This window comes from Desmonostoc vinosum, assembly GCF_059505385.1.
The window spans coordinates 16,357-30,265 of the sequence record NZ_JCACKM010000085.1; the positions used below are offsets into that span (position 1 = coordinate 16,357).

At 44.2% G+C, this 13,909-nt stretch carries 8 protein-coding genes and 1 pseudogene; 6 read left to right on the top strand and 3 right to left on the bottom strand.

The features are described from left to right. The first annotated feature begins 324 nt into the window (after positions 1–324). Both sigC and AC5JMF_RS14545 read left to right on the top strand, forming a co-directional pair. On the top strand, positions 325–1,575 hold the full coding sequence (gene sigC, locus AC5JMF_RS14540; protein WP_495796436.1) for an RNA polymerase sigma factor SigC: 1,251 nt from the start codon (positions 325–327) through the stop codon (positions 1,573–1,575). An 888-nt stretch (positions 1,576–2,463) separates the two neighbouring features. Continuing rightward, positions 2,464–2,919 (top strand): Fur family transcriptional regulator, encoded by a 456-nt coding sequence (locus AC5JMF_RS14545; RefSeq protein ID WP_495796437.1) that lies wholly within the window; start codon positions 2,464–2,466, stop codon positions 2,917–2,919. Between the two features lie 94 nt (positions 2,920–3,013). Here AC5JMF_RS14545 and AC5JMF_RS14550 read toward each other — a convergent pair whose 3' ends face one another. Both AC5JMF_RS14550 and cobN read right to left on the bottom strand, forming a co-directional pair. Next, positions 3,014–4,174, bottom strand: a complete 1,161-nt coding sequence (locus AC5JMF_RS14550; RefSeq protein ID WP_495796438.1) for a peptidoglycan-binding domain-containing protein — start codon at positions 4,172–4,174, stop codon at positions 3,014–3,016. A 24-nt stretch (positions 4,175–4,198) separates the two neighbouring features. Then, complete coding sequence (gene cobN, locus AC5JMF_RS14555; RefSeq protein WP_495796439.1) at positions 4,199–8,248, bottom strand: cobaltochelatase subunit CobN; 4,050 nt, start codon at positions 8,246–8,248, stop codon at positions 4,199–4,201. A gap of 92 nt (positions 8,249–8,340) precedes the next feature. On the opposite strand from cobN, the gene AC5JMF_RS14560 reads away from it, so the two are divergent. Next, positions 8,341–10,347, top strand: coding sequence for a GAF domain-containing sensor histidine kinase (locus AC5JMF_RS14560; protein WP_495796440.1), 2,007 nt, complete (start codon positions 8,341–8,343; stop codon positions 10,345–10,347). Positions 10,348–10,651: 304 nt separating this feature from the next. Here the strand turns inward: AC5JMF_RS14560 and AC5JMF_RS14565 are convergent, their stop codons facing one another. Further along, a complete protein-coding gene (locus AC5JMF_RS14565; RefSeq protein ID WP_495796441.1) occupies positions 10,652–11,515 on the bottom strand; it encodes a hypothetical protein in 864 nt (287 codons plus the stop codon). 385 nt (positions 11,516–11,900) lie between these two features. Here AC5JMF_RS14565 and AC5JMF_RS14570 point away from each other — a divergent pair, with 385 nt between their 5' ends. From AC5JMF_RS14570 to AC5JMF_RS14580, 3 genes and pseudogenes are all read left to right on the top strand, one after another. Then, positions 11,901–12,815: a metallophosphoesterase family protein gene (locus AC5JMF_RS14570; RefSeq protein WP_495796442.1), complete on the top strand. Its 915-nt coding sequence runs from the start codon at positions 11,901–11,903 to the stop codon at positions 12,813–12,815. Between the two features lie 32 nt (positions 12,816–12,847). Then, positions 12,848–12,925 (top strand): annotated as a pseudogene (locus AC5JMF_RS14575) (Uma2 family endonuclease); the annotation flags it as partial. Between the two features lie 140 nt (positions 12,926–13,065). After that, positions 13,066–13,713, top strand: coding sequence for a histidine phosphatase family protein (locus tag AC5JMF_RS14580; protein WP_495796443.1), 648 nt, complete (start codon positions 13,066–13,068; stop codon positions 13,711–13,713). Positions 13,714–13,909 lie beyond the last annotated feature (196 nt).

Sequence of the window (13,909 nt, forward strand, 5' to 3'; positions counted from 1 at the left end):
CTAGAATATGTTTATACAGTGTTACAAAAATCACAAGCAATAACCGTAAAAGTTGAAATTTTTACTAGGTAGTTCGTAATTGAAAACCTAGTTATGGGTTTGAATAGCTATTGGTTCAATCAGAAACTTAACAGTTAATTAAGTTAAGTAAGACTGTATTAAATAAAACCATTACAGTTGATTTTTAGAAAAACTGTAACGGAATCTTTAACCGTGTTAGTTCATCTTGAATCACGGGAACAATAGCAGCAACAGTTAAATAGCTGACCGTAAATCTTAGCTGACCGTAATCTATTGTTACCTGGAGCCATTGAGACGATTATTATGCCAGCAACATCTTTTTATGCAGATGCCGCCTTCAATACCCAAAAGTCCCGCCAGATCTTAGACCCGGATCTCATGGTTGATGACAGTGAGTTGCCGGTAGCTGATCTGCAAGAGTTGGAGATGGCCTCTGTTGACCCTGTTAACTTCGGTGCTAACACTAACCGTCGCAGTACAGACCTCGTGCGTCTATATCTTCAGGAAATTGGCCGGGTTAGGTTGTTAGGACGAGATGAAGAGGTTTCAGAAGCCCAAAAAGTCCAACGCTATTTGCGGATGCGGATAGTACTCGCTAACGCCGCCAAGCAAGGGGATGAAGTGATTTCGCCCTATCTCCGTTTAATTGAAGTTCAAGAACGCTTAGCATCCGAATTAGGTCATCGTCCATCATTAGAAAGATGGGCTGCCACTGCTGGTATAAAACTATCAGATCTCAAGCCAACTTTGTCAGAGGGTAAGCGTCGTTGGGCTGAAATTGCCAAGATGACTGTAGAGGAACTAGATCAAATTCAAACTCAAGGACTTCAAGCAAAAGAACACATGATCAAGGCGAATTTGCGCCTAGTAGTGTCCGTTGCTAAGAAATATCAAAATCGTGGCTTGGAATTATTAGATCTAGTCCAAGAAGGCACATTAGGTTTGGAGCGTGCTGTAGAAAAATTTGATCCAACCAAAGGTTATCGCTTCAGTACCTATGCTTACTGGTGGATTCGTCAAGGGATTACAAGAGCGATCGCCACCTCTAGCCGCACAATCCGCCTACCTGTTCATATTACAGAAAAGCTGAACAAAATCAAAAAAGCTCAGCGCAAGATTGCTCAAGAAAAAGGTCGTACTCCTACACTAGATGACCTAGCCGTTGAGTTGGAAATGACACCAACCCAAGTAAGGGAAGTTTTGTTAAGAGTACCTCGCTCTGTTTCTTTAGAGACCAAAGTCGGAAAAGACAAAGATACTGAGTTAGGTGAATTACTCGAAACCGATAGCGTCACTCCAGAAGAAATGTTAATGCGAGAATCTTTGCAAAAAGATTTACAAAATCTTTTAGCAGATTTGACCAGCCGCGAGCGTGATGTTATTCTCATGCGGTTCGGTTTGGCAGATGGTCATCCTTACTCGCTAGCAGAAATTGGACGCGCTTTAGACTTATCGCGGGAACGAGTACGCCAAATCGAGTCCAAAGCATTGCAAAAGCTCCGCCAACCCAAGCGCCGCAACCTGATCCGTGACTATCTAGAATCCTTGAGTTAGTCATATGCCAGTTTTGACACTCCCCGTCCTGAAGTTCGGGGATTCTTGGATCCCGGGGAGTCCATCGACTTTACCCTCACCAAGCTTCACCTCGACGTGCCCCGCCGATGAGTAGAGAAAATTCCGTGCGCTCCCTAGGAGCCAAAACTTTCTCAGGATTTGCCGCCCGTTGCGAGACAGGTTCCTCCACCGAAGTGCTAGCCTCTGCCTGTGTTGCGGATTCTTCTAGTCTATCAAAAAACCGGGAAACGAAGCACGGGGCTTGTACCCATCTTTTCGGTCAGTAGTCAGTGGTAATTAAAAAATGACCACTGACTACCGACTAATTCGTAATTCGTAATTATTTATTCTCCCCCTACTCCCGGTTGGTGAGTTTCGGCTACGCGGTAATCGAGCGAAGTCGAGATTAAACTACCGCGTAGGGGTACGCGATAGCAAGCTACGCGTAGCGTCTTTGACAGGAGAAGTCGAACCACATCTTTTGGTTGGTGAGCGAAGTCGAACTAAATCTTCCCCACTCCCACATTACGTTTTGCAACAATATATACTTGAACCATTTGGCATACTGCCAATCTTTACTTTTTGAAAATGCCTGTAGATAGGCTGTTTCGGGAATTGGAAGCACTAAAACCTATCCCAATTTGACATGATTTTATCCACTTGCCAAAATACTCTTTTTGGCTTAATAAGAAATTTTTTGCAGTTAAATACAGTAATGTTTTCCTCATCCTGTACTGAAGATATCTTCGGGGTGAGGATCATCATGAATTAGGTTGTCTCGATATTCTTGAGCATTTAATAAATATTCTCAATAGTTCATGATTGTTGCTAATTGCTCAAAACATTTGTTATATTCTCAACTAACAGGCTTTGTTGAGAAAATTTAGTATGACTGTCTACACAACTACTTCACTCAAAGCAGAATTAAACGAGCGGGGTTGGCGTTTGACTCCCCAGCGCGAAACAATTCTACACATTTTTCAAGAATTACCGCAAGGCGAACATCTCAGTGCAGAGGATCTTTATCATCGGCTAGAGACTGATGGTGAAGGAATAAGTCTGTCAACCATCTATCGGACTTTGAAATTGATGGCACGGATGGGAATTTTAAGGGAACTAGAACTAGGGGAAGGACATAAGCATTATGAAATTAACCAGCCTTACCCCCATCACCACCATCACTTAATTTGTGTGAGATGCAACACGACTATTGAATTCAAAAACGATTCAATTTTGAAAATTGGGGCAAAAACTTCACAGAAAGAGGGGTTTCACCTACTCGACTGTCAAATGACAATCCATGCAGTGTGTCCCAAGTGCCAACGAGCATTGATGCCGTTGTAACACTTGGGTTGGTTAACAAATCAACTTGTAGTTCGCTGCTACTGAAGGCTAACAACCACTTGAAGTCTCAGAATCACAAGATCAAGAGCGGATGCTAAAAGCGTCCGCTCTTGATGTCATTGAGACTAATACCGTAAAACTCTTGGGCTTGTTTGATGGCTTTTTTGGTGTCATCTGCCATCACACCGTTCAGCCTACCTTTATAAAAGCCCCTCTCCCGTAATCGTGTTTGGATTTCTAGAACACTAAACTCGCTCTTGGGAGAAGTATTAACTGAGCTATATAACTTAGCTCTTGTGGTAGGGCCAGCAACACCACTTGCTTTGAGGAAATTAGCTGTTTGGAATCTGCGTACAGCATCTGCGGTATAGGGGCCATAATAGCCATTTGGCTCACCCTCTAAATATCCTGCCTGAATTAGTTGTTGTTGAAGAATTCTCACGCCTTCGCCGCGATCGCCGATGCGGAGTTTGTCTCGCTCAACTACCTTTTTGGGAGTTTCGTCACCATAACCCACGCCTAGTGTGGGCAATTTACGTGATGTTGCTGGGCCAACAATACCGTCAACATCTAATTTATAGGAATCTTGGAATCGCTTAACAGCTTCTTCGGTAATAGGGCCAAATATCCCCGTGGCATTACCGTAATAAAAACCTGCGACTCTCAACCGTTCTTGCAAAATCCTGACATCCTCACCTTCATCTCCTTTGGCAAGGTAGTTGGAATTGCGGCGCTGGCTGGTTGTTGAACTAGCTGCACTCACAACAGTAGGTTTTTTAGCTTGTGTACTTACAGTCCCAGGTTTCTTAGCTTGTGTACTGACAGTGCTAGGCTTTTTGGCTTGTGTACTCATAGCTGGTGTCCGCCAGCTTTCTAATTTTTGCAGAGTAGTAGGGCCAACAACACCGTTAACTTGTATACCAGCAGCTCTTTGGAAGCGTCGCACCGCTTCTTCGGTGGAGAAGTCGTATGTTTGCGTGATTGGAGCTGAGTAAAAGCCTGCTCTTTTTAATTGTTGTTGTAAATTTCTGACAGAGGGGCCTTGATCGCCTCTTTCTAGTGCCATGACGCTGCTGACAGCGCCGAGAACAGACAATGTGAGAGCTAGGGGTAACATATACTTCCAAGCTCTACTAGAAAGCCGTTTCCAGTCTGGTGCAGCTGCTTTATTGAGCAAAGCACCCAGAGATATTAATTCAGCGGGCTTGCTGTCTTCGTAGGCGAAAGCTAAGTGGAAATACGCAAGATTGTCCATATATGTTGTCTACACCACTTGTTTTTATTCGATGGTTGCTTCAGCTTGATGTACTAGGTTTCGTAAAGTTTCCAATGTCTGTATATCTACATCCTGCCATAAACCGCGCATATATGCTTCTATTAATCTTTCAGCAATATCACGCAGGGCATATGGGTTATTTTCCTGAATAAATTCACAGACAATAGGATCGAGTAAATACGCTTGTACTATTCCCTGATACATATGATCTTCGACACATTGAGCTGTGGCATCATAGGCGAATATATAGTCTACCGTTGCTGCCATTTCACAAGCACCCTTATAGCCGTGGCGCATCGCTCCCGCAATCCACTTGGGATTAACAACGCGAGAACGATAGACTCGTGCGATTTCTTCTCTCAATTGGCGGACGCGTGGTTGAGCGGGTATGGAATTATCGCCAAAATAAGTTTGGGGATTTTTTCCTTGTAGAGAGCGCACCGCTGCGGTTAATCCACCCTGAAATTGATAGTAATCGTCAGAATCGAGCAAGTCGTGTTCGCGATTGTCTTGATTATGCAGCACAATTTGCATTTGTGCCAAGCGTTGCTCGAAGGCTTTAAGACTGGGGACTGGGGACTGGGGACTGGGGACTGGGAGAAATGAGGGGGATGTGGTAACCTGCGGGTTCTGCTTCGCAGTATGACTCGGCTCACCAACCGGGGATGGGGGGGATGAGGAAGTGAGGGAAAAATTTTCTCCGCGTCCCCGTGTCCCCGCGTCTTTGCGTCCTGCTGCTGAGGAATAGGCGTAACAGCTCCAGTTGATGTAGGCGCAGGCTAGGTCTTGGTCGTTTGTCCAGTTTTGTGATTCTATTAAACCTTGGAGTCCAGCACCGTAAGCACCTGGGGCTGAGCCAAAGATGCGATAGCGCGATCGCATTTCTGCTGTCTCTAAATCTAAACCTTGACTAGTCCAAAACTCGATATCTTGGCGAACTGCTTCAGCTAGGGGGTTTTGTTCTGGTGGTTCATCTAAAGATGCTACTGCTATCACTGCTTGGTCGAATAAATCAATTAAGTTGGGAAAGGCATCACGAAAAAATCCAGAAATTCGCAGCGTGACATCAACACGCGGACGCCCCAAAATCGCTAGTGGCAAGATTTCAAAATCCACCACCCGCCGTGCTACCCCATCCCACACCGGACGCACACCCAGTAAAGCCAACGCCTCAGCAATGTCATCGCCGCCAGTCCGCATTGTCGCAGTTCCCCATAATGACAACCCTAGTGTTTTTGGATACTCTCCGTGCTCTTGAGTGTAACATTCGATTAGGGCTTCAGCACCCTTCCTGCCTATATCCCAAGCTGTTTCTGTAGGAACAGCGCGGATATCAATAGAGTAAAAATTTTTACCGGTTGGTAAAACTTCTGGGCGTCCACGTGTTGGTGCGCCAGCTGGGGCACTTTGCACGTATCTGCCATCAAGCCCAGACAATAAGTTGGTAATTTCCTGGCTAGTTTGTTCAATGGCTGGGAGGAGGCGATCGCGTATCCAGTTGAGAACAATGGGGAGTGGGGAGTGGGGAGTGGGGAGTGGGGAGTGGGGAGTGCTGACTGATAACTGATCACTGATGAGGTTGGTGGCACGTTGTTCTAGAACTTCGACGACATCGCCGATGGTGCGACAGTTTTGGCCGTTGACTATTGACCACTGGCTAGCCATGGATAAGTCTGCTGTGAGAGGATCGAAATCTAAACCCCAGTCTTGGGCGATCGCACGCGTCAGACCGATAGAATAGCGATTGGGTATACGAGCGATCGCGACGATTAAATCTCTGAGTTGGTTTCCTTGGGGACATTGCCCAAAAATATGCAAGCCATCGCGGATTTGAGCTTCTTTTAACTCACAAAGATAGCCATCTAAAGAGTTCAAAATTAAAGATTCTAAATCGAAAATTTCTGTTTCGTTTGGGATGCCTAAATCTTTATAAAGATTTTCTGTGATCACCAATCCACGAATGCGATCGCGGATAACCGGCAACCTTGCGGGGTCTAAACTTTCTGCCTCATAATACTCATCAATTAAGTTTTCTAACTGTTGTAAAGAACCATAAAGTTCCGCACGAGTCATGGGTGGTGTCAAATGATCTATAATCACTGCCTGAGCGCGGCGTTTAGCTTGTGAACCTTCACCAGGATCATTGACAATAAATGGGTATAAATGAGGCAATGCTCCCAGAGCAACCTCTGGATAACACTTACTAGATAAAGCCACACTTTTACCTGGTAGCCATTCTAAGTTTCCGTGTTTCCCTACATGAACTACAGCATCAGCACCAAAACATTCTCTCACCCAATAATAAAAAGCCAAATAAGCATGGGTTGGCTCTAAATCCGGCGCGTGATAATTCAAGCTGGGGTCAATATCATAGCCCCTTGTTGGTTGAATGCCTATGAAGATATTTCCTAGTTGGATGCCGGGAATGGGAAAAGAGGACGCGGGGAAAGAACTCTCCGCGTCCCCGTGTCTCCCCATCTCCGTGTCTTCTTCCAGTCCCCAACGTTCACTAATTCCCTGCTGCACATCTGGTGGTAGGGAGGCGAAATACTCTTGATACACAGCTAAATCTAGACTTTGCAACACTGGACGCCAGTCTCGACTCTCAGGATCATTGGTGACACCGGCTGTGAGGCGTTGAATTAATTCGTTGACTTGAGTGGGGGGATTATCTACTAAATAGCCAACTGAGTGCAATGCTTGGATAATTTCTATACAACTGGCTGGGGTGTCAAGTCCGACTCCATTGGCTAGACGGCCATTACGGTTGGGGTAGTTTGCCAAAATTAAGGCAATTCGCCGCTCTTGGGGTGGTTTTGCACGCAAGCGTACCCAATTGGCAGTTAGGTTGGCTACGAACTCAATGCGATCGCTCACTGGCTCATAAACTACCACATCTGTTTCTAAATCAGGATGGCGTGTTTGTAGTGTCTTAAAAGATACAGCGCGGCTAATAATCCGCCCATCTACTTCTGGTAGTGCCACATTCATCGCGATATCGCGGGGAGAAAGCCCTTTAAACTCTAACTCCCACTGTTCAATTGAGCCGCCGCTGAGGATAACCTGTAAAACTGGCACATCTAATTTTTCCCACAAATCGATTTGTGGTGTTTCTGTTTCCAGCCTGGCTAAGGAAAAGCTGGTAGTATTCAACAGTAAAGCGATCGGCTGCGAGTCTTTCGGCTGGAAAAACTCAGCCAACTCATCACTAACATTGGCATCACGCAACGAAGAAACAAATATTGGCACAGGTTGTAAATTTTTCTGTACCAAAGCTGCACACAAAGCATCAATTACCTTGATATTTCCCGCCAGATAATGAGCGCGGTAGAAGAGGATGCCGACTTTGGGGAGTGGTGAGGGGGATGAGGGGGATGAGGGGGATGAGGGAGAAATTTTCTCCCCGTCCCCCTTCGGGTTCGCAGTCGCCTGCGGAGGGAAACCCTCCTGCAGCGCTGTCTCACCGCGTAAGCGCGTAAGCGCGTCCTTTTGCCCATTCCCCATTCCCCACTCATACAACCCCACACGCGCTACTGGCTGGGGTGGTGGGGGATTGTATGAGGTGAACAGGCAAGTATCGGCAATAAATTGCAAAGAATTAACAAAATTTTCCACACCGCCTTCACTAAAATAGCGGCATACTTGATTAACAATACTTAAAGGCACTGTAGACAGAGAGATTAACTGGGGATCGAGAGCATCGTCCCCTGGCATTACAATGAGGGTTATACCATTACGTTCTGCAATTTCCTGCACTACTTCCAAACCGTAAGTCCAGTAAGAACGTCCTCCTAATAAACGCAAAACAATTACTTGAGCAAGTTCTAAAACTTGTTCACCATAAGTATCTATGCTTATTTGTTGTTGTAACTGTAATAGGTTGGCGACTCTAAATGCAGGAAAATTTGCAGGTAATTTTGGAACTGCTGCTGCTAGGGTTTGAATATCAGTGTCAGCAGCCGTAATTAACACAATTGGAGCCGGAGTTTGTTCTAAAAAAATTAAATCTTCTGATTGATTCCATCCGCCAGATGTGGCACTTATGCGATGCATAATCCTGTATTACCGTCTTAAACTGTTGATTAGGACACGATCAAAACAACCTTTCAACCCAGCATTCAACCTTCTTCACCAAATTTTTGAAAATGCTTAGTTCTCCTGATTTGAGCTTTTCCCGAACCTTGTCTTTAAGTGTGTTTAATCAGCTTGGGGAATTGTTACAGCAGATGGCTCAAGCATTAGGAAGCACTGCTTTGGTATTAACAGAAGCTGTGCTAGTACGGGTTCGTATACCTTTGGAGTGGCAGAAACAACGATTCACGCTGGTGGTGTCTGAGCGGTTTAGTGCGCTGTTAGTGGGCAAGGTAGAAGCAGGGGGAGCAGGGGAGAAAGAAATTTATTCGGAATTCATTGCTGAGGATTTGGCGCTAAACGCGAGATTGACATTTAACGTTGAAGCGATCGCTTCCTTTGTCATAAATTTGCGAGACTTTTTTGAGGGTGATTCCTATACTCACCAAAGCTTGGAACGCTATCGTCAAATTCTTCAGCCTAACGACGCTCAGCTCCAAGGTGAATTTACACTGTTGTTATTAGAATATCTCCTAACGCTACCAAACCAAGAGATGATAACACCTCTGGATTCTAATCAATCTGAGGTTTATGTGTGTCAACCGATAGAAGATGCCCTGAAAAAACAGATCTCTCAAGAACGGTTGTTGAATCAGGTAACAACCCAAATCCGCAAAAGTCTGGATTTGTCGGTAATTATGACAACAGCCATTACGCAAGTCCGGGAATTTTTAGAATTAGATAGACTAGTAATTTATAGATTTGAAGGCTTCAAAGTCAAGGCTCAACGCTCAACAAATGGTCAAACCTCATTAGTCAACACTCGTCAGTCACTTTATTTTCACATCTCTACATCTTTCCAACTCCCAGCCGAAGAAGCTCAACAGTATGGGAGTTGTATTGTCTATGAAGCCCGCGCTACAGACACTATTCCGTCTATATTGAGTTACAAGGAACAAAATTGTTTTACGCAAACTTCCCAATGTTGGGAGAAGTATGTTCAAGGCTTTACCTTAGCTGTAGATGATATCGAAAAAACTTATGCTCTCGAACAGTGTTTGTTAAATTTTTTAAGGGAAAGCCAAGTCCGGGCCAAATTAGCAGCACCAATTATATTTGAAGAAAAACTGTGGGGGTTGTTGATTGCTCATAAATGTGACGCTCCCCACCAGTGGACTGAAAGCGAAAAAAGTTTGCTGAGTTCGATCGCCGAACAATTAGCGATCGCAATCCACCAAACTGAGTTAATGCGATCTCTGCGAGACGCTGCGCGAACGCTCACTCAAGAAAAACAAACCCTCGAACAACGAGTCATTGAGCGAACAATGGCTCTACGTGATGCCCTACTTGCTGCTGAAGCCGCTAGTCGTTTGAGAAGTGAGTTTTTGGCTACTATCAGCCATGAATTGCTGACGCCTTTAACTTATGTCATTGGCATGTCTTCTACACTGTTACGCTGGCCTTTAGGTGAATTGAGTCAGCGTCAAAGGGATTATCTGCAAACAATCCACGACAGCGGAGAACATTTATTAGAAATGATTAATGACATCCTCGACTTATCACAAATCGAGGCAGGCAAAACAGTTTTAAATATTCGAGAATTTTCCCTAGTGAGCATAGCAGAAAATACTGTAGAGTCGCTGCAAGAAAAAGCCGGCCACAAATATGTTAATCTCAAACTCGATTTGCAAATCGATCCTCAGCGCGATCGCTTCATCGCCGATGCTGAGCGATTAGAGCAAGTTCTGTGGAATTTGTTAAGTAACGCCATCAAATTTACTCCCGAAAATGGCAGTGTGACTTTACGGCTTTGGGTAGAAGACGACACTGCTATCTTTCAAGTCGAAGATACCGGCATAGGCATTTCCGAAGACCAATTACCACGACTGTTTGAAAAATTCCAACAACTTGATACACCCTATCGCCGTCGCTACGAAGGCACCGGACTTGGTTTAGCTTTAACCAAACAACTAGTGGAACTTCATCGAGGACGTATTGAAGTAGAATCCACAGTAGGCATTGGCTCAATTTTTACCGTCTGGATTCCCACTCAATCTGTGAGAGTGGGGAGTGGAGAGTAGGGAGTGGGGAGTGGGGACGCGGTGAGACAGCGAGTAAAGGAGGGTTTCCCTCCGCAGGCGACTACGTTAGCGCAGCGGCAGCGTTAGCGAGCTTGCGAGCGTCACCCGAAGGGGGACGCGGGGAAAATGGGAAAGATGTTTTTCATCCGCTTAACAAATGACCAATAACCAATGATAAATTCACTACACAAAGAACTGATTGTATCTTGTCAAGCGCAATGGGGCGATCGCTGTTAGAATAAATACACCAAATCACATTCGAGCCGTGCGCGAACGAGTAGAATTTTTTGCCGCTCACTCAATATTATGATTCTAAATTGATTATTTCTCTGCGTTGAAAAATGATAATTTCAGAGCCTACGACTGGGTTACGTGCTATTAAATTATCTTGGGAATCGATAATTTCTAAATGGGTAAAATCGAGTTCTTGAGAACGCTGTAATATCTCAGTTGCTAGTTTATTTTGTTGAGAGTCCTTAAGAGTATACCAATCGTCACTAATTTTGATGGTGAGATTGCCAGTGCGGAAGTTAGCTTGAATTGACTTTATCAGACCGGAGGTAATGCGATCGCTAATTTCGGCTACTTGATTTTCAATTGCAGCAATTAAAGTTTCTTCCGGCGTTAATTCTAAAGCTGGCGTTGGCGTTGGCGTGGGAGTTGGTTCTGGTGTTGGCGTTGGGGTAACTTCTGGTGGAGGCTGTGAAACTTGCGGTTCTGGTTCTATTGGTGCTGCTTCTGGTGGAGTAGTTATCGTTGGCGTGGGTGTAGAAACTTCCTCGACAGGAGGAAGCGTTACTACCTCCGTGGGTTTTTTAGTTACAACAGTCGCACTCGTCCAAACTAAAATCACAGCAACTCCAGCAATAATTCCCGTTAAAGCCGTGTTCGACAACTTTGCTGAGAAATTAGCTGGTAAAAAAGAGCGAACTTTAGCTAAAAATCCACCCCACAAACCAGGAGTTTCCGCAGCACCAGGTAATGATTCTGTTTCCAGTTTCACCACAGTAGTTTCCAAAACTCCAATCGTTCCTCTCAGAATTTGGATAACTTTTGTCTTCCAAATTGGCTGAACTCTCTGGTAAGGTTTTTGAGTATTCGATTTTGGTCGATTCCTTTGAGGTTCAGATGACGAAGGCGGTTGTGAATTCTGGTTGTCTTGTGACATGAAACTTTCACCAGGAACGCGAATCAAGGATAAGTCAAGTACAATGTATCATTTCTAGGGACTGGGAACTGTGACTAGGGGCTACAGGCTAGAGATTAAGCCTTAACTAGTTCCGTGGGTTTAAGTCCCCATTACAAAACTTAATTACGCGCTTCGCAGCGATAGCGTAGCGTAAAGCCTGCGGCATAGCTTCGCTTAGAGCGAGTCATCTCCCAAGGGGAGACGCCAAAGGCGAACGAGCGTCGGTACGAGCGTCAGCGTAAAGCCTACGGCATAGCTTCGCTTAGAGCGACACAGGAGCGTCGCGTCATTACGAATTACGTTAGCGTTAGCGAAGCGGTAGCGAGTCCTCGAGCGTCATTACGAATTATTTAATCCCCAACTTATGAATCTAAAACGCCGTCAATTTCTTTTTTTGAGTAGTCTCAGCGCTATTGGTACAGGGTTTTTCACTTGGACGCTGACTCATCAAAATAACCAAGGTGCTGATAATGCTGATTCAACGGTAATAGCCGCCAAACCACCCCAAAAAGACTTGCTGTTGCGTTTTGTATCCGTTGCAGATACAGGAACTGGTGCTAAAGGACAGTATGCTGTAGCGAGGGCGATGAATTCTTATTACCAAAAAAATCCTTATAATTTGGTAATTTTAGCTGGAGATAATATTTATAATAACGGCGAAATTGAAAAAATTGGCGCAGTTTTTGAACGTCCTTATAAACCTTTGCTTAAACAAGGTGTCAAATTTCAAGCTTGTTTAGGTAATCACGATATTCGTACTGCTAATGGTGAGCCGCAAGTAAAGTATCCTAATTTTAATATGAAGGGGCGTTACTATACATTTAAACGTGATAGTGTGCAATTTTTTGCTTTAGATACTAACTCGAATGCTGATTGGAAAAAGCAGCTAACTTGGTTGAAACAAGAATTAAGTAAGAGTAATGCTACTTGGAAAATAGTATTTGGTCATCATCCAATTTATGCATCTGGTGTTTATGGTAGTAGCCCAGAGTTTATTAAAACTTTTACTCCTTTATTTCAAAAATACAATGTTCAACTTTATATCAATGGTCACGAACATCATTATGAACGCACTCGTGCTATTAATGGTACAACTTATATAATTTGCGGTGCAGGCGCGGGTAATCGTCCCGTAGGACGTTCTGAATGGACAGAATATTCTACGAGTAATTTAAGTTTTGCTACTTACGAAGTGTATGCGGACAGAATAGAAATTAAAGGTATTGGTACAGATAACCGTATTTTTGATCAGGGTGTAATTCAGAGAGTTTTGGTATGATTAAAAAGTTAGAATTTTTCTCTCCTACAGAAACTAAAATAACTGGAAATATTCTACATTGCTTAAAGCATGGTACTAGCTTAGGTTGGTTGATTGATCCAGATGTGCGATCGCCTCTGAAAATTAACTAAATTCTTACTATTTAAATTTAGACAGAGGTATTACGAATTATTACAAGTTTCGTAATATATTGGGTTTGAACCCATTTTTTTGGGGTGTCTATCTCTGAGATGCAAGTATAAATAAACCCATGAGTCAAATAGTCTGGATCGCAAGACACGCTAACCGCCTCGACTTTGTAAACCCTGATTGGTTTCTCACTGCAGAACGACGTTATGATCCACCCTTGTCTGACGATGGGATCTTGCAGGCAAAGCAGCTAGCTAGACGCCTCAAAAGAGAAAACATTGCTCACATTTTCGCTTCTCCCTTCTTGCGAACGGTGCAAACAGCAAACGCAGTCGCAGAAGTTCTGGATTTACCTATTAAGCTAGAAACAGGTTTGAGTGAATGGTTAAATCCTGCTTGGATGACTGAAGAACCAGAAAGACTTTCGATTTCAGCACTAGCAGAATTGTTTCCCAGAATAGACGTTAGTTATACGTCGCGTATTGCTGCCAAATATCCCGAAAATCGCGAAAAAGTGTGGGAACGTTCAGGACAAACTGCTAGATGCTTAGCAACAGAATTCCTCCCTAAGAATATCCTTTTGGTAGGACATGGTGCATCGGTGGTAGGGGCGACAATAGGATTTGTAGGGGAAATTGCCAAAACGGAAGTTAAGGCTTCCCTATGTTCTTTAGTAAAAGTTGTACGTCAATGCCCAGAATGGTTGCTAGAACTAAAGGGAGACACTTCCCATTTAACCCAGGTAGAAGAAGTAATTCGATTTGCTTGAATCCTAACAGGGATTTTTAACAGGTTGCATTCAGGATTGAGTCAGAAACCCCGCTTTAACTTCTTTTCCCACTCCCACCGGGAGCGTGGGCCCCTTTCAAGGGTAGGTTTTTCATATTCAGTCTAAAAAAGCCTATTTTTCCGTTCCGAAATCTTTCTCCGCGTCCCCCTTCGGGTGACGCTCGCAAGCTCGCTAA